Annotated in this window: 13 protein-coding genes and 1 riboswitch; of the genes, 5 read left to right on the top strand and 8 right to left on the bottom strand. The window is 64.3% G+C overall.

Going from position 1 to position 17,731, the window contains the following annotated elements:
- Positions 1 to 972 precede the first annotated feature (972 nt).
- The gene (locus AC57B6_RS27965; RefSeq protein ID WP_496422530.1) at positions 973 to 1,926 is read left to right on the top strand and encodes a flagellar brake protein; all 954 of its coding nucleotides are present in this window, start codon (positions 973 to 975) and stop codon (positions 1,924 to 1,926) included.
- A 59-nt stretch (positions 1,927 to 1,985) separates the two neighbouring features.
- Here AC57B6_RS27965 and AC57B6_RS27960 read toward each other — a convergent pair whose 3' ends face one another.
- The 4 genes from AC57B6_RS27960 to cobW all read right to left on the bottom strand — a co-directional run bounded on the left by AC57B6_RS27960 (position 1,986) and on the right by cobW (position 8,625).
- Positions 1,986 to 2,576: a vWA domain-containing protein gene (locus tag AC57B6_RS27960; RefSeq protein WP_496422529.1), complete on the bottom strand. Its 591-nt coding sequence runs from the start codon at positions 2,574 to 2,576 to the stop codon at positions 1,986 to 1,988.
- 80 nt (positions 2,577 to 2,656) lie between these two features.
- Positions 2,657 to 3,721, bottom strand: a complete 1,065-nt coding sequence (locus AC57B6_RS27955) for a magnesium chelatase ATPase subunit I (protein ID WP_496422528.1) — start codon at positions 3,719 to 3,721, stop codon at positions 2,657 to 2,659.
- Entirely contained in the window at positions 3,718 to 7,518 is a 3,801-nt protein-coding gene (cobN, locus tag AC57B6_RS27950; protein WP_496422527.1) for a cobaltochelatase subunit CobN, read from the bottom strand. Before cobN ends, AC57B6_RS27955 begins: the two co-directional genes overlap by 4 nt.
- 6 nt (positions 7,519 to 7,524) lie before the next feature.
- A complete protein-coding gene (gene cobW / locus AC57B6_RS27945; RefSeq protein WP_496422526.1) occupies positions 7,525 to 8,625 on the bottom strand; it encodes a cobalamin biosynthesis protein CobW in 1,101 nt (366 codons plus the stop codon).
- A gap of 195 nt (positions 8,626 to 8,820) precedes the next feature.
- Positions 8,821 to 9,100, bottom strand: a riboswitch (cobalamin riboswitch).
- A gap of 150 nt (positions 9,101 to 9,250) precedes the next feature.
- Here cobW and AC57B6_RS27940 point away from each other — a divergent pair.
- Genes AC57B6_RS27940 through bluB form a run of 4 tightly spaced genes read left to right on the top strand, consistent with a single transcriptional unit; the run spans position 9,251 to position 12,256 of the window.
- Positions 9,251 to 9,712 carry a cobalamin biosynthesis protein gene (locus tag AC57B6_RS27940; RefSeq protein ID WP_046570636.1) on the top strand — a complete coding sequence of 154 codons (462 nt, stop codon included), beginning with the start codon at positions 9,251 to 9,253 and terminating at the stop codon, positions 9,710 to 9,712.
- The gene (gene cobO, locus AC57B6_RS27935) at positions 9,709 to 10,311 is read left to right on the top strand and encodes a cob(I)yrinic acid a,c-diamide adenosyltransferase (protein WP_046570639.1); all 603 of its coding nucleotides are present in this window, start codon (positions 9,709 to 9,711) and stop codon (positions 10,309 to 10,311) included. The genes AC57B6_RS27940 and cobO overlap by 4 nt, the downstream gene beginning before the upstream one ends.
- A gap of 3 nt (positions 10,312 to 10,314) precedes the next feature.
- Positions 10,315 to 11,613 (top strand): cobyrinic acid a,c-diamide synthase CobB, encoded by a 1,299-nt coding sequence (locus AC57B6_RS27930; protein WP_496422525.1) that lies wholly within the window; start codon positions 10,315 to 10,317, stop codon positions 11,611 to 11,613.
- Complete coding sequence (gene bluB / locus AC57B6_RS27925) at positions 11,597 to 12,256, top strand: 5,6-dimethylbenzimidazole synthase (protein WP_144194385.1); 660 nt, start codon at positions 11,597 to 11,599, stop codon at positions 12,254 to 12,256. Before AC57B6_RS27930 ends, bluB begins: the two co-directional genes overlap by 17 nt.
- A gap of 9 nt (positions 12,257 to 12,265) precedes the next feature.
- Here bluB and AC57B6_RS27920 read toward each other — a convergent pair whose 3' ends face one another.
- From AC57B6_RS27920 to AC57B6_RS27905, 4 genes are all read right to left on the bottom strand, one after another.
- Positions 12,266 to 12,862 (bottom strand): DUF4136 domain-containing protein, encoded by a 597-nt coding sequence (locus tag AC57B6_RS27920; RefSeq protein WP_496422524.1) that lies wholly within the window; start codon positions 12,860 to 12,862, stop codon positions 12,266 to 12,268.
- A gap of 38 nt (positions 12,863 to 12,900) precedes the next feature.
- Positions 12,901 to 15,423 (bottom strand): CHASE2 domain-containing protein, encoded by a 2,523-nt coding sequence (locus AC57B6_RS27915; RefSeq protein WP_496422523.1) that lies wholly within the window; start codon positions 15,421 to 15,423, stop codon positions 12,901 to 12,903.
- A 66-nt stretch (positions 15,424 to 15,489) separates the two neighbouring features.
- Positions 15,490 to 16,944, bottom strand: coding sequence for a FecR domain-containing protein (locus tag AC57B6_RS27910; protein ID WP_496422522.1), 1,455 nt, complete (start codon positions 16,942 to 16,944; stop codon positions 15,490 to 15,492).
- Positions 16,941 to 17,681, bottom strand: a complete 741-nt coding sequence (locus tag AC57B6_RS27905; protein ID WP_153140900.1) for a response regulator transcription factor — start codon at positions 17,679 to 17,681, stop codon at positions 16,941 to 16,943. The genes AC57B6_RS27910 and AC57B6_RS27905 overlap by 4 nt, the downstream gene beginning before the upstream one ends.
- Positions 17,682 to 17,731 lie beyond the last annotated feature (50 nt).

Raw genomic sequence — 17,731 nt, 5'->3', positions numbered from 1 at the left:
CCGGTCGCTCACTCAACGTACTGACGAATGATTAACCTGCCGGCGTGAATCCACCCCGACAGGAAAACCTTCCTTTAATACTCGTGTGAGACTTGATACTTTCGCTTCCGGCAGACCCCGAAGAGTCCACCGCGCGTCGCGCATCAAGCGCCCACACTTATCGGCTGTTAATTTTTAAAGATCGAGTCCGCATTCACTACCGAATCTGCACCGCGTTGCCCACCTGCGCAACCACCGGTACCGCTTCGTTCTGCGTCGCTGCATCAGCAGCAGAGAAACGAGATTATGGAGATCGGCCCGCATGTCGTCAATCCCCTTTGTGCAATTATTTTCAGAAACTTGATCCTCCCCGAACCAGCCCCACCCAGGCACCCAAAAATACTTAGTCATCCGATATAATTAACGAGCAATACCAGTGACGGCAATTTTTTGCAAGTCATAAACGCAAACCCCATTGAAGGACACGGGCAACGAAATAGTGGGGGACACGAAAGCTGCGGAGGGAACAGGCCCATAGAGTGCGCAAAATAGAAATGGCACACACCCCGAAGACAAGCAGGCACCCACCAAAAGAACACCACCGGGTGTGAATCCGAGCGTGGTTTCAAGAGATGCTCTTCGGCGCGCGCAGCGCCGCCGGAGGTATGACTGCCTTGTCACCAAGGCGAAGTGTGCGAGGCGACAGATTCCAGATGCACCACTACCGCTACTGTGCGGGGGACCCGCTTATGAGCTTGCGGGGTGAAGCCGCTTTCTTTGCTTATCTTTCTTTGCGGCGGCAAAGAAAGTAAGTGCCGCCCCGCACAGGGGCAACACTAATAGACCACTAACACAGCAAGGAAAGGCCAAAGCCCAAAGCCCCCACCCACCATGCAACCAACATAAAAGAGCACCAAGACCACCAAAACCCCTAAAGCCTCCACCCGGCACAGCCGTAAACAAGTAATCCAGCCACATATTTAGCAGCCGACCATGGAAAACCCAGCAGAAGACCAGCCAGAGGCTCAGGCAGAATCTCACCCCCCAAGCCAGTCGCCACTTCTAACGTTAGAAGCGATCCCCATAGGCAGCCCACTGGACTGGCCGATCGCCGACTCCGACGGCACACTCCTCTTCGCCGCCGGCACCATCCTCGCGACCACGGACGAGCGCAAATTCCTGTTCGACAACTTCAACCCGCACCGCGGCGACCTGCTGGACACGACCACGCACCCCGAACCGCCAACCGATCACCCAGCCACCACCACCGACAACCTCACCCTGAAAGACATGCACCTGACGATAGGTGCATTAATCGGCGTGCGCTCCCAACTCGGCAGCGGCGCCCCGATGCATCCATGCCGCATCATCGGCTTCGCACCCAACCACGCGCTCTTCGTGACACCGCCGCTACAGGACGGCCGCATCCTGCCGCTGCGCCTCGGTGAAAACATCGAGATCGTCGCCATAGCAAGCCATGCTGTTTTTCGTTTCGTCTGCACGGTCGAGTCGGTTTGCCGCGCCCCATTCGATTACGTGGTGCTATCGAAACCCGGCGTGATCCGCCGCCTGCGCGAGCGCAAATCGATCCGCGTCCACGCGCATCTGCCGGTACGTTTCGGCATCGGCGAAACGGGCGATTCCTATGAAGGTCTGGGCCTCGCCAAAAGCATCAGCGCACTCGGTATGTCGCTGACCACTCCGTGGACGCTGGGTCAAGTCGGCGAGCGGCTACGCGTCGCTTTCAGCCTCCAATCGGCGGTGCTGCCGACCGAGATCGAAACGACTGCCGTGATCCGCAACGTGCAGAAAGGCAATACGCCGGGCGAGCCCTCGACCCATGGCCTCGAATTCGACCAGCTCGACGTCGCGCAACAGATGGCGATGAAGGTCTTCGTATTCGACCGCCAGGACGACGTGCAGTACTGGTCCAACAGTTTGAAATAAACGCACGAAAACGCGCTGCACAGCGCGTGTGCTACTCAGGCTGCGAGGCAGTGGGCCAGTCAGACGATCAACTCGTCCGGCGTAAGCAGCGCCGCACCCCACACGTCGGCAAGCGCGCGGCAGCGGCCCAGCCGTATCGCCTCACGCTCGAAATCGACGAACACCACCTCGTCCGCGTGACGCGGCCGCGCCGGCTGATCGCCACTGCGGCCGTCGGTCAGAATCCACAGCCAGCGCTGCTGTGCGGGCTTGCGCCGGGCGTTGCGCTCCAGCACCTGGGCAGCCTCGCGCACACCGGACGCGAGCGGCGTGCCACCGCCTCCACCCACCGGTCTTAGCCATCGCTCGTTCCACCAGCGCGGCACGGCAGGACCGAAACGCAGGGTGGCGCCGGCACCGCCAAAACACACCAGCGCCGCCTCGGCGCGCGCGGCACTCGCGCGATCGAACAACGCAATCAGCAGACCTTTGGCAAGTGCAAGGCGCTGCGCGCCAAGCATCGACCCGGAACAATCGAGCACGAAGCAATGCAGCACACCGCCGCGCGGCGCCTCGCGCACGAAGCGCAGGTGTTCGGTACGCAGCGCGTCCTGGCGCCTCGCGGCAAGTGTCGGCAGCCATGCAATACGCTTGCCCGGCGTGCCTTGCAAACGGCCACGCGAACCTGCGCCAGCACCATGCCGCCATCGAAAACCGCTGCGCGAGTCAGCGGCGGCGCCCTTCCGATGGCTCAGCGTTTTTTTGCGTCGAGCGGGACAACGCCTTTGACCTGCGCGACACCCGCGGGCTGCGGCGGCAAGTAGCCCCAGTCGTTATCGACAGCAGCCGCGCCTGGCACCGCCTCCTGCGAGGATCGCGAAGGCGCGGCATCCGCATTGTCAGCAGCCTGCTGCGGCACTTCGCGCTCAAGTGTCTCGCCACCTGCACGCACCTCGCGATCGTGGCGCCGATGCGCCAGCACCGCCTCCGCAACCCGCCCGACATGCTCTGTCGTGACGGCAGCCGCCTGCTCCAGCGCCGCCAATGCCCGCGCCGCGCGCAGCATCACAAGATCCGCACGCAAACCATCGACCGCCGCTTCAATGGATAGCGCACTGACATGCGCATGCACGGCGTCGTCGAAGTTGAGGCGCGGCAACGCTTCACGCGCCGCACGAATCCGCTGGACATACGTTTCCTGTTGCTGCGTATAGCGAGCACGAAAACTCTGTGGATCGAGATCGAACCCCAGCCGTGCCTTAACGATCTGCTCACGCACCTGCGGTTCAAAACAGTTCTGCAACTCGACCATCAAACCGAAACGATCGATCAGTTGCGGCCGCAACTCGCCTTCTTCCGGATTCATCGTGCCGATCAGCACGAAGTTCGCCTCGTGACTATGCGAAACACCATCGCGTTCGACGGTATTCACGCCACTGGCGGCAGCATCGAGTAACGCATCGACGAGCGCGTCGGGCAACAGATTCACTTCATCGACATACAGCACGCCGCGATGTGCTTTCGCCAGCAGGCCGGGAGAAAAACGCACGGAACTATCGCGCAGTACGGTTTCGATATCGAGCGTACCGATCAAGCGATCTTCACTCGCGCCGAGCGGCAGATTCACCCATTGCCCTTCCGGCAGCAATTCGGCAAGCGCGCGCGCCGCGGTCGATTTCGCCGTGCCGCGCGGTCCGCTCACCAGCACGCCGCCCAAACCCGGATCGACGGCAGCCAGCAACAGCGCCTGCTGCAACGGCGTCTGGCCGATCAGCGCGGCAAATGGAAAAATGGGTCGTTGGATCGCAGCGTTCATGTTTGCATCCCTTCGATCTGCTGCTCGCTCGCGAGCAGATGCTGTTCGACTTGCGCACGATAATCGCCGGGCGTCTGCCACAATCCGCGCTGCATCGCTTCGAGCAAACGCTCGCAGATCGAATGCAGCGCGTGCGGATTGTGTCGCCGCAAGAACCCGCGCGTATCGGCGTCGTTCAGATAAGCCTCGGTGACAAGCGCATATTGATGATCGGCGACCACGCGCGCGGTGGCGTCGTAGCCGTACAGATAGTCGACCGTCGCCGCGATTTCGGCCGCGCCTTTATAGCCGTGACGCTTCACGCCATCGAGCCATTTCGGATTGACCACGCGCGAGCGGATTACCCGCGCGATCTCTTCATGCAGCGTACGCACGCGCGGCGCCGCCGGATTGCTGTGATCGGCGTGATAAACCTGGGGCTGATTGCCCGCCAGATGCCGCACCGCGGCGACCATGCCGCCCTGGAACTGGTAGTAATCGTTCGAATCGAGCAGGTCGTGCTCGCGGTTGTCCTGGTTCTGCAGCACGACATCCATCGCGGCGAGACGTGTGCCGAACGCGTGGCGCGCTTCCTCGCCGGCGCTTTTCTGCGTGTAGGCATAACCACCCCACGCCTGATACGCGTTGGCGAGATCGGCGTCGGTTTGCCATTGCTGCGAGTCGATCATGTCTTGCAGACCCGCGCCGTAGGCGCCGGGCCGCGCACTGAACACGCGCCAGCCGGCACGCTTGCGCGCTTCGGCGGCGTCCATGCCGCGCGCAATCAGCGCGTCGCGTTCGCGCAGCACGCGCGCGCGGATCGGGTTCAGGTCTTCGGGCTCGTCGAGTTCGGCCACCGCCTGCACGGCGGCATCGAACAGATGCATCACGTTCGCGAAGGCATCGCGGAAAAAGCCGGACACGCGCAACGTGACATCGATACGTGGCCGGTCGAATACCTCGATCGGCACGATCTCGAAGTCGGTCACGCGATGACTGCCCGGCGCCCACTTCGGCCGTACGCCGAGCAGCGCGAGTGCCTGGGCGATATCGTCGCCGCCCGTGCGCATGGTGGCCGTGCCCCATACCGAGAGGCCAATCGCGCGCGGATAGTCGCCCTTCTCCTGCAAATGCCGTTCGATCAACTGCTGCGCCGATTTCAACCCAAGCGACCACGCCGCTTGCGTCGGCACGGCACGCGTATCGACCGAGTAGAAGTTACGGCCGGTGGGCAATACATCGGGCCGTCCACGTGATGGCGAACCGCTCGGCCCCGGCGGCACGAAACGGCCCTCGAGGCCACGCTTCAGATTAAGCGTTTCCTGCGGACCGCAAGCGTCGAGCCGCGGCAACACATCATGGCGCAGGCGTTCGATCACACGTTCGGCCTGCGGCAACGTCCCGTTCACGGGCGCCGTATTGGACGCTTCATCGCCGCAAACCTCACGCAACATGTCGGCGGCCAGCAGCTCCAGACGCTCGCGTGTATCGCCGCAGTGCCGCCAGGGCGCATCGCTGACCTGCTGCAACACGTCGGGACGAGGACCATCCCACGCCGCCGACCAGTCCACCGAAAGCGGGTCGAACAGGTGATCCATCTCCAGATCGCGCGCCAATGCATCGATCAATCCGGCCTTGCCGCCCTGGCCATCGCCGACCGGGAAGCGTCCCAAAGCCAGCAACGTATCGCGCCGCTGCACCCCTGCGGGCGATTGCCCGAACGTGTGCAAGCCGTCGCGAATCTGCGCTTCCTTCAACTCGCACAGCCACGCATCGACACGCGTCAGCAGCGCATCTTCATCGTCCTGACCGTTCGGTTCCGCGAGACTCAGCTCGTCATGCAACCGGTGTTCGACGATGGTTTCGAGAATCGTGCGCCTCAACAGCTTCGCGCGGCGCGGATCGACCATCAGCGCCTCATAGTATTCGTCGACCTGGCGTTCGAGATCCTGCAAGGGTCCGTAAGTTTCGGCCCGTGTAAGCGGTGGCATCAGGTGATCGATGATGACCGCCTGCGCGCGGCGCTTGGCCTGACTGCCCTCGCCCGGATCGTTGACGATGAACGGATACAGATGCGGCATCGGCCCGAGAATCAGATCGGGCCAGCAGGCATCGCTCAACGCGACGCTCTTGCCCGGCAGCCATTCGAGATTGCCATGCTTGCCGACATGCACGACCGCGTCGATGCCGAACTGATGACGCAACCAGAAATAGAACGCCAGATACGCATGCGGCGGCACGAGTTCGGCATCGTGGTAGCTCGCGTAATCGCCCTGCTCGCGTGAACGCGAAGGCTGAATGCCGACGAACACCTGCCCGCAACGCCAGCCTGCGATCATGAAGCGGCCGCGCCGCAACGTCGGATCCTGTTCGGGCGAGCCCCAGCGTGCGTTCAGCGCCTGGCGGGCCTCCACGGGCAACGCGTTGAAGTACAGCAGGTAGTCGTCGAGCGCGAGGCTTTGCAACGCGGGCCGCAAGTCACGCACGACCGGATCGTTGGTCACGCCTTCGGTGAGCTTATTTAACAGCGCGTCGCCGTCAGCGGGCACGTCCGCGACGCGATATCCGTCGTCGCGCAACATGGACAGAATGCCGACCACCGAGGCCGGCGTATCGAGCCCCACACCATTGCCGATCCGCCCTTCGCTCATCGGATAATTGGCGAGGATCAGCGCGAGTTTCTTCTGCGCGCTATCGAGCGTGCGCAGACGGCACCAGCGGCGGCTCAGTTCGGCCAGAAAGCCGACACGCTCCAGGTCCGGCTGATAACGCACCACGTCGACCTGCGTGTGCGGACAACGATACGCGAGCCCCTTGAAGCTGATCGCGCGCGTGATGATGCGGCCGTCCACTTCCGGCAGCGCGATATGCATGGCGATATCACGCGAGTTGAGGCCCTGATTGTCCTTGAGCCAATCTTCGCGATTGCCGCCGCTCAGGATCACCTGCATCACCGGCGCGTCGCCGGCCAGCGCTAGCGGCCCGGGGTCGTCGATTGCGGATGCGGCGAATGCGGTCGTGTTCAGCACAAGCGCGGCATGGTGTTGCGCGCACAATTGCTGCACGACCTCGCGGCTCATTGCATCTTTCAGGGACGTAATTGCGATGGGCAGTGGATTCAGACCCTGTGCTTCGAGCGCATCGATCAGCGCGTCGAATACAGCGGTGTTGGCCGCCTGAAGATGCGCCTTATAGAACAGGATCGCGGCAACCGGCGCGCCTTCGCGCCAGCGCGATTGCCAGTCGGCCATCGTCGGCGTGTCGCGTTCCGGATGGTAAAGCGTCGCGGCGGGCAATGCGCGCGGCGGCGCAGGTTCGCGTCCCCAGCCAAATGAGCGGTACGCAATGCAACGCAGGAACGCTTCGGCATTCTGCGGGCCGCCTTCACGCAGATAGCGCCATAGCTGATGGCATAAATCGGCGTCGGCGGTGCTGCGCGCGAGCAGGTTCGGGTCTTCCTGCAGATCGCCCGAAAACATCGCGAGCGTCTGCTGCTTGCGCTCGGCGAGCGCGACAACCTGTTCGATTCCGTACGGCCAGTACGCCTCGCCGCCAAGATGATCGACCACCACCACACGCGCATGCTGCAGCACGTCTTCGATATAGAAATCGACCGACGCCGGCTGCCGCAAATAGGTGACGTTCGCAAGCCGCACGCTCGGAAAGCCGTCGCCCAGACGAGGAAACACGCTCGCCAGAAGCGACAGCGTGGTATCGGCGGAACTGAGCACCACGATATCGGCAGGCTGCTGATCGATACGGATCACGCCTTGCGTGTCGTCCACAAAACCGCCCGGCGTGGTGCGCAGCAGATGCATGAGCGCTTACGCCTGTTGCGGCTGGACGCTCGCCGCAGCGCCCAGGGCGGCGTCGAATGCCTGTTGCAGCGCGGCCTGGTTGAGGTCTTCGCCGATCAGCACGAAGCGGCTTTGCAGACCTTCGCCCACTTCCCCGGCCTGCCAGCGGCGGTCGAAGTAACTATCGAAACGACGGCCCACGCCCTGAATCACGAGGCGCATCGCCGCACCCGGCAGCGCCGCGAAACCTTTGACGCGGTAAATCGTGTTCGTTTCGACCAGCCCTTGCAACGCCGCGATCACCGCCTCACGCGACGCAACGTTCGCCTGCACCACCACCGAATCGAACTCGTCATGGTGGTGATCGGCGTCGTCAGCCGAACCATGATGATCGTGGCGCAAGTGGATCGTTTCCTCCGAGGCCGCTTCGAGACCCAGCAGCGTATGCAGATCGAGCTGGCCCATCTGCGCGCGTACGATCTTCACCTGCGCCGGAATTTCTTCACGAATGAGCGCTTCGACCGAAGCCTGATGCGATTCGTCGAGCAGGTCGGTTTTATTCAGAATCACCAGATCGGCGGCCGACAACTGGTCTTCGAACAGTTCGTGCAACGGCGATTCGTGATCGAGATTCCGATCGGCCTTGCGCTGCGCATCCACCGCCACTGGATTGTCGGCGAACTGGCCGCTCGCCGCGGCCGGCCCGTCAACCACGGTAACGACCGCGTCGACGGTAAAGCTGTTCTTGATCTGCGGCCAGTTGAAAGCCTGCACGAGCGGCTTCGGCAACGCGAGACCGGAGGTTTCGATCAGCACGTGATCGATCTGCTCGCGGCGCTCCACCAGCTTTTCCATCACCGGGAAAAACTCTTCCTGCACGGTGCAGCACAGGCAGCCGTTCGCGAGTTCATACAGTTGGCCTTCGGTTTCGACGCCGTTTTCATCGCAGCCGATGCCGCAACCCTTGAGGATTTCCCCGTCGATGCCGAGTTCGCCGAACTCGTTGACGATCACCGCGATGCGCTTGCCGCCCGCGTTCTGAAGAATGTGCCGCAGCAGCGTGGTCTTGCCGCTACCGAGAAAGCCCGTGACGATGGTGACGGGAATCTTGCGCATTTGAGTTTGCATCGTGAGGTCCATCCGTGGGAGTTGCAGGTGCACGCCGGCGTGTTTGCGCGTTTTGTCCGTATCGGTCACGCAAACGGGGCCGCGCCCCGCAGGCAATAGCGATAACAATGGCAAAACACGGGGACGAACAACGGCGTTGCCGGGGCAACGGAAAACAGTAATGCGATCATGAACGCACCGCCGCATCCCCGCGGGGTCGTTCTTCGTCGTCTGGCCGGTATCCGGGCTGGCGAAAGCGCCGCTTCCCCTTCCCGGACGAGTGGTTTCTCGTCCAGTGGTCATATGCCGACGCGGCCTTGCGCGTGGACATCGAAGCCGGCTCCGCGGCGCCAGACAATCAATCTGGAACCGCATTTCGCTTACCGTTGCGGGGGCAGCACAGGTTAGCCCGGTCCATGGCAGGTGGGCACCCTGTTTCCCGTTTAACTGCATGCGCACGAGCGCGCACACGAGCACCAAAGTGCGTGCGAGTTTAGGCCGAGAGCCCCATGCCGTCAAGGAAACACGGGGTCTGGCAGGGCCTTTTCGCCATGCCGGCGCGACCTGCCGTGTGCTATCGTATGCGCGCGTTGGGTGCCCGCCCCTACGGGCCGCCTGGACCACCGCAACTCTCGCAGACCCCTTCATGAAAACACTCAGCATCGGCATCGGTTGTCGCTCGCACAGTTCCGCTGAGCAGATCGAAGCGGCTGTGCGCGCCACGCTCCGCTCGCGTGCATTCGGCGAAATCGCAGCGATTGCCTCGGTCGACACCAAAGCCCACGAAGCCGGCTTGCTCGAATTCTGCACACGCCACGCGCTGCCGCTGAAGTTGTTCAGCTGCGCGCAGATTGCGGCGATATGTGTCGACGATCCGTCGGCGGCGGTGCGCGAACATCTCGGCATAAACGGCGTCTGCGAGCCATGCGCGCTGCTCGCCGCGGCCGGCGCGTTCGAAGTGGCCGAAGTGGTCGATGCCCACAACGCGCGCTTGCTGGTGCGTAAAACCGTGCACGGCGGCGTCACGGTGGCGATAGCCTCCTCGGGCAGCACGCAGACCGTCAGCGAACAGACAGATAACGACTCTCCAGAACAGGACCTGCAATGAAGACCGACCCCGAATCGCATCAACGCATGACCGAACGCCGGCGCGAAGGCCACGAAAAAAAACAGGCCAACGCTACCGTCGAAAAAGGTCTGCTGATCGTCAACACCGGCACAGGCAAAGGCAAAACCACTGCAGCGTTCGGCATGGCCGTGCGGGTGCTCGGGCACGGTATGCGCCTTGGCGTCGTGCAATTCATCAAGGGCGCGCTGCATACCTCGGAGCGCGACTTCCTCGGTGCGATCGCCCAGTGCGACTTCGTCACGATGGGTGACGGCTACACCTGGAACACCCAGAATCGCGACGCCGACATCGCCACCGCGCGCAAAGGCTGGGACGAAGCGCGCCGCATGATCGAGAGCGGCGATTATCAGATGGTAATCCTCGACGAACTGAACACCGTGCTCAAGTACGAATACCTGCCGCTCGACGAAGTGCTGTCGGTACTGAACGCGCGCGCACCGATGCTGCACGTGGTGGTAACCGGCCGTCACGCGCCCGATGCGCTGATCGAAGCCGCAGATCTCGTCACCGAAATGCGCATCGTCAAGCACCCGTATCGCGAGCAAGGCGTGAAAGCGCAGCGCGGCGTGGAGTTCTAGGCAATGTCCGCATGCCCCGCCCTGTTCATCAGCGCGCCCGCGTCGGGACAAGGCAAAACCACGATTACCGCGGGTCTGGCGCGCTACCACCGGCGGCTTGGGCGACGCGTGCGCGTCTTCAAGACGGGTCCCGACTTTCTCGACCCGATGATTCTGGCGCGAGCCAGCGGCGCGCCGGTACTCTCGCTCGATCTGTGGATGGTGGGCGAGACGGCCTGCCGGAACCTGCTCGCGCAGGCGGCGGCCGAGGCGGACCTGATTCTGATCGAAGGCGTCATGGGCCTGTTCGACGGCACGCCGAGCAGCGCCGATCTGGCCACCACGTTCGGCGTGCCCGTGCTCGCGGTGATTTCGGCGAAAGCGATGGCGCAGACCTTCGGCGCGGTCGCCTTCGGTCTCGCGCAATTCAGGCCGCAACTGCCGTTTTACGGTGTGCTCGCCAATCGCGTCGGCTCGCCAAGACACGCGCAAATGCTCCAGGAAGCACTGCCGCCCGCGCTGCGCTGGTGCGGGCACATCGCCAGCCACGACGGCATCGAGTTGCCCGATCGCCATCTCGGCTTGCATCAGGCCGCGGAGATCGACGATCTGGATGCACGTCTGGAGCGTGCCGCCGATGCGCTTGCGCACACCGCGCTGGCTGAACTGGCGCCGCCGGTCGAATTCGGCGCGCCCGCGCCGCAAGCATTGCCGCGTATTCTGCAAGGCAAGCGAATCGCCATTGCGCGCGATGCCGCGTTCTCGTTCATCTATCCGGCCAACGTCACGCTGTTGGAAACGCTCGGCGCACACGTCGACTACTTCTCACCGCTTGCCGACGAGGCGCTGCCCGAGCATGCCGACGCGCTGTACCTGCCAGGCGGCTATCCCGAACTGCATGCACCCTTGCTGGCAGGCAACACGCGCAGTGCCGCAACGATTCGCGCGCACGCGGCAGCCGGCAAACCGATCGTCGCCGAATGCGGCGGCATGCTCTACCTGCTCGAGCAGCTCACTGACACGCACGGCGCCGGCACACCGATGCTCGGCCTGATGCCCGGCCATGCGAGCATGCAAAAGCGCTTCACGGCGCTCGGCATGCAACAGCTCGACAGCCTGCACGGTCCAGTGACTGGCCACACGTTTCACTACTCGAAGCTGACCACACCGCTCACGCCGCTGCGCTGCGCGACCCGTGCGCATGGCGATGCCCCGGGCGAGGCCGTGTTCCGTGCTGGGTCGATCGTGGCAACCTATATGCACACCTATTGGCCCTCCAACCCGGCCTTCGCGGCCGCCCTGTTCCATGGCGAAGCCTTTTAACGATTCCGAACGCGCAGCCGTCTACCGCGCGATTTACGAACGGCGCGACATGCGTCATTTCGTGCGCGATCCGGTCGACCCTGCCGTGTTGCAACGCCTGCTCGACGCGGCGCATCACGCGCCGAGCGTCGGTTTCATGCAGCCCTGGCGCATCGCGCGCGTCACCGATCCGGCCTTGCGCACGGCCTTGCACGCGACCGTCGAAAGCGAACGGCTCGCTACCGCCGATGCACTCGGCAAGCGCCGCGAAGAGTTCATGAAGCTGAAAGTGGAAGGCATGCTGGAGTGCGGCGAACTGCTGGTGATGGCACTGATGGACGGCCGCGAGCGGCACGTCTTCGGACGCCGCACCTTGCCGGAGATGGACCTCGCGTCCGTCGCGTGCGCGATCCAGAACATGTGGCTGGCCGCGCGCGCGGAAGGTCTGGGGATGGGCTGGGTGTCGCTATTCGATGTCGACGCGGTGCGCCAGTTGCTGCATATGCCCGAGGGTGCGCGGCCGGTGGCCATCCTGTGTCTCGGCCACGTCGATCAGTTCTATTGCGAACCGATGCTGGAAACCGAGCGCTGGGCAAGCCGTATGCCGCTCGCCGATTGCGTGTTTGAAAACCGCTGGCCGCAAGACGATAAAACGCCGGAATAACACCAGGCTTTACGGCTGAAGCGGCTTGACTGAAACCACCTCCGGCACGCCACCTGTGTTCCCGGTGCGCAGTTTCACGCGCCATTCGGGCGGCGCATCGAACGGAAATCTAGCCAGTGCGCTCTTCACGAGCAGCGGCATGGCGTGCAAGGGATCGGCATCGCGATCGCTGCTGGCCGCGCTCACTTTGTAGACTTCCCGCCCGCTCGATCGCTCGAAAAACCGCAGCGTCAATGTGTGCTGATAGGCGCGTCCGCCGAACAGCGAAAACGGCGCTTCGGGCGAGCGTTCGCACATGCCCGGCGCGCAATCCTTCGTGCCCACGCCGACGGCTGCAGGCCGCGTGGCGTATGCAATCGACAATAGATAGTGCGCGGGCTTGCCCGCCGTATCGACAAGGCCGTTCTTCGCCAGTTCATCGCGCAGCATGGTTTCAAATTGCGGATGATCCGCGCTGGCGTCCTGCGACGGCATCCGCGCAATCGTATAGGTACGCTCGCCCTCTAGCGAGGCTGAAGGGTTCGCCGTGTGCACGTCGGCATTCAGACCGGCGCATCCGGTCAGACTCGCCGCAGCCAGCACGGCACAGATCAATATCGCTTTCACCGGCGTCTCGCTTCGATAAGGTCAATGTTCATAGGTCGTCAGCGCTCGGTCGCGGCGAACCCGGACTGCGCGTCGTCGAGCGCCGGCAGGGTAATCGTGAAAGCCGTGCCCTCGCCAGGCGCGCTGACCACTTCGACATCGCCGCCATGCCGCGTCACGACCGTCTTGACGAACGCCATGCCCAATCCCGCACCGCCCACTTCCGGCCGCTCCGTCTCATGGAAACGCCGGAAGCGCTCGAACAGACCCGCCTGCTGCTCCTTCGGAATACCGTAGCCTTCGTCGCGAATCGTACACGACACGCGCTTCGCCGCGCCGGGCGCACCCGCCCGGACCAGCCCGCCGGCTGCATCTAGGCTCGTCAGGCTATACGTGATTCGCGTGTCCGGCGGACTGTACTTGACCGCATTGTTCAGAATGTTCACGAGCGCGCGGGTCATCAGCGAGCGGTCGGCGCAGATCCAGTGACCGTCGTCTTCCGCACCCGCCCCCTCGGCGTGCGTCTCGGTTTGCAGCGTGATGCGTTTGGAGTGCGCCTGCGGCCAGACCTCGTCGCTGGCGTCGATCATCAGCTCGGTCATGCTCACCGGTTCGAGCACGTAAGTCTGCGATTCGGCACGCGCAAGCTGCACGAAATCGTCGGCGAGCGTCAGCGCACGCTGCGCATAGCGTTCGATGCGCTCCAGCAGGCCCCGCGCCAGCGCCGGCTCGCTGCGCGCCCGTTCGATCTCCACCAGCGCCAGAATCGAAGCCTGCGGCGAGCGCATATCGTGCGACAGCAGCCGCAACGCGTCTTCCCGCTGGCGCTCAGCCGCATGCAAGGCCGACACGTCGACCAGGCCCGCGATCCACCCTGTCGTCTCACCCTGCTCGTTCGTGCAGTTCGCATAGCGCAGCAGATGGTCGCGCGCATGACTATCGCGCACCTCGACGCCTTGCGCCATCAGCGCGGCGAACTCGCGGCGCGCGGGATCGAGCAGCGCCGGCCACTGGGCATGCGCCAGCAGATTGTTTTCGGCGTCCGACGCCGCGCCGCTGTCGATGGTCTTGACCAGCGTCAGCCCGCCCAGCACCTCCCGCATCGGCCGGCCTTCCGGCAACGGCGCACCGAGGCGCGCGAAATGCGCCTTGGCCGCATGATTCGCGATCAGCACGACACCCTGCACGTCGCTCACGAGGATCGGCTCAGGCATGCTGTCCAGGCTGTCCCACACAAAGCGCTTCATGTCCTGCACGCGCTGCGCGGCCTGCGCCATCAGCGCCATATGCTGTTCCAGCACGTCGCCGCCGAACTCGCGGCGGCGTTGCGGCGTTTCCGGCAGCAGGTGAGGCTCGTCCGCGAGGCGTTGCAGTTCGCCGCGTAGATAAGCCATCGTCATTTCGAGGCGCCGCCAGTTCCAGATCGGGTACACCACGAGCAGGCTGAAGATCGCCGGCACCGGCGACATCCAGAGCCGCGCGCCGTACAGCAAGACCGCGCTGCCCGCGGTGGCGACCATGCCCAACGCCACGGTCAGCAGCAACGAGCGGCGCGGCGACAACACCAGAAAGCCGGCGAGCAGCGCGGCGAGCGGCGCCAGCGACACCGCGAACAGCATCCATGGCTCGGCGGGCTCGAGCTCACGGCCGGTCAGCAGCGTATCGAGCACGTTGGCGTGGATATAGACGCCGGGCAGCGGTCCCAACTCGCCGGACACCGGCGTCGCAAAGCGGTCGTACAGGCCGGAGGCGGTCACGCCGATCAACACGATGCGCCCGCGCAACTGGTCCGCCGGGACGTCGCCGGCGAGCACGCTGGCAAAACTCAGCTTCGCGAAGTCCTGCGCGTTCGGACCGAAGGGGATCAGAAAGCGGCCTTCGCCGTCATCGTTGTCATCGTTAGCCGATGAAGCCGTCGCGTCGCCCGACGACTGCCTGCGCGGCCAGTCGTCGACGCGCAGCGTGCCACGCTCGACGTCCCGCGCGACCGGCACCATCAATTGCGGCCAGCGCGAGTTCGCATCGCCCTCGAAGCGGGCGACGCTGCGCACGATACCGTCGTTGTCGACTTCAAGATTGATATGCCCCATGCCGGCCGCCGCGTGCGCAAGCGGCGCCACCGGTTCGACCACGGCACGCCGGCCCGTGCTGTCCGGCGGTGTCAGCAGCATGGGCAGATAGGTGGGGCTGAGGGCGATTGCGCGGGCAAGCTGCTCGTCTTCCGCATTGGCTTCGGTGAAGAGCACGTCGTAGATCACCGCAGCGGGCTTCGCCTTCGCGATCCGTTCGAGGAGCCGCGCGTGGACGCTGCGCGGCCATGGCCAGCGGCCAAGCTGCGCGATGCTGGCGTTGTCGATTTCGACCACCACGATGTCGCGCAGCAACGGTTGCGCGCGCAGGCTCAGAAAGCGGTCGTAGACCAGGTTGTCGACGCTGGCGCTCAGACGGCCGAACGAACTGAGCAGAATCACCGCAATGCCGAGGCAACCGATACCGGCCCACTCCAGCAGGAAGCGGCGCCCTGCGCGCCGCCCGAGGCGGGCGCGCGGGTCGAGACTCAGGCGCGTGTGTGGGTTCGGCAAAGCGTGGCGTGGTTGAGGGCTAAGGGACCGGCGGGTTGCCGGCGCGGTCCCGTGAATCTACCAGCGTCAGCGTGCAAGCGTAAACGAGCGGACCGAACTGCTCTTCTCGTAGAAGCGGCCGTTCTCGAACTGCTCGGCGACGACCGTCCAGTAGTAGACACCGGCCGACAGGTCGCTTACCACGATCTCGCCGCCGCTCAGATCGGTCCGGTCGACGAGCGGATGGCGCAGATCGGCGCTCGTGGCGAGCACGAAGCGAAAGCGCGTTTCGACCGTGGAGCGGCTGACGAACCAGCGGAACTCGTAATCGCGGCTGCCGGCACGCGGTCCCGCCGACGCAGCCAGACCCAGTTGACGCCGCTCGAAACCGTACACCTGCGGCAAGCCTTCGAGACCGTTCGCATCGATCGCGGCAATCCGCACGAAATAGGTGCCGTCGGCCAGTTCGCCGAAGTCCGCGTGCGGCGCACTCACGCGCAGATCGCGGATCAGATCGAGCTGATCGGCATCGCGCGCAATCTGCACGCGATAAGCCACGGCGGGGCTGGCGGGTACGAGGTCGAAAGCGACGGTTTTGCCGTCCTGTACTTTGGCCGGGTTGACGAGCGCCGGCGCGGCCAGCAATTCAACCGGCGCGCCAATCGCACTGCCTGCCCGCGTGACGCTGCCAAAGCGTGCCTTGACCAGTTGCGCGGACGCCTGCAGCGGCACGCCGGGTGGCGGCGCATAGGCCTCGCCACCGGCTGCGGCCGGATCGACGCCGACCGCGCCGTCCAGCACTTCCACTGCGGTGGTTTGCTCGTCGCCATCGTAGGCGACCTTGAAACGCGTTCCGCGCACGCCGGCTACAACCGACGGCGAGCGGATCTGGAAGCGGTCGTCCTTTTTGGTGGCATGCGTGACTTCGCTGGCGACTTCGCCGCGCCGCAGACCGAGTACGCGATCTCCCGAGCCGGTCAGCACGGTGCGCCGCAGCTTGTCGATATCGAGCAGGCCGTCCGGCGCCATGGTGACGTGCGAGCCGTCCGGCAACTCCAGCGTGACAAAACCGTTGTGGCCCGTGCGGATGCGGTCCCCCTCGCCAAGCGTCGTGCCGGCTGCGAGCGGTGTGTAAGGATTATTGCCAGAAGCGCGCTCGGCCGGCCCGCTCGTCGCAATCACGCGGGCCGACTCGGGATCCTGTTTGAGCCGGTCGGCCGGCAGCCGCAGCGAGATTCCGGCCGGCATGCGGCGTGGTGCGGGCACATGATTCAAACGGCTCAACATGGCCCAATCGCCGGCGTCGCGTAGATAGCGGCCAGCGATTTCATACAGTGTGTCACCCTCGTGGGTCACGTAGGACACGTAAGCCGGCGCCGTCGTTCGGGCGCGTTGCTTCGGCGCGCGGGACGCTTGCGCATCCGCCGACAGCGGCGCAAAGCACGTCAGCGCGATCAGGCCGGCCGCGGCCAGCAGCGCGCCGGCACGGCGCCCCGGTAAGCCTGCGCAACCGGGCGCTACCGCCTCGAAAGAAACCGTCACGCGTCCCCCAATTCGGGGCGCTGCTGTTCGGCCACCGCCGGCGGCGTGCCGGATTCGATCCGCTCGAGCCGGTACCCGTAGCCATAGATCGGCGTCAGACGGTAGCCGTGCTCCGGGCGCAAGCCAAGCTTGCTGCGCAGCATCGACACGTGCGTGTCCATGGTGCGCGACGGGATATCCGTGGCCTGCTTCCAGATCACGTCGAGAATATGTGCGCGCGACAAAGGCCGGCTCAGGTGCTGGAATAGCAGCAGCGCAAGTTCGAACTCCTTCTGCGTGACGGCGACGGTCGCGCCGCGCACCACCACGTGCTTCGCGCCCAGATCGAATTCGAATTCGCCGAAAACCTCTTTCGACGCCGGCGGCTTCAGGTGATAGGCCCGGCGCAGCAATGAGCCGACGCGCGCCAGCAGAACCGCCGCGGAGACCGGCTTGACGACGTAATCGTCCGCGCCCGTGTTGAGGATCGAGGTGATATCGGTTTCGCGGCCGCGGCTCGTCATGAACAGCACCGGCAAACGCTCGGAGAGGCTTTCGCGCACCCAGCGCAACACCTCTTCGCCCGACATGTCAGGCACGTTCCAGTCCAGCACCAGCAGGTCGAAGGTCTGTCGCCGCAATTGCCGAACCAGTTCACGGCCCGCTCCGAAAGCGTGACAGACGTGGCCGGCCGCCGACAGCGTTTGGCAAACAAGATCGGCTTGCGCCGAATCGTCATCCAGAACTGCAATTCTCATAAAACCCCGCAACGCGACATGGTCCTTGGTAACTAACGGCCGGTGAGCCG

It is taken from the genome of Paraburkholderia sp. BGA-UO-ETr-F12 (assembly GCF_059567945.1).
Note: the sequence above shows the minus strand (reverse complement) of the source record. Positions and strands in the feature narration are given on the sequence as shown.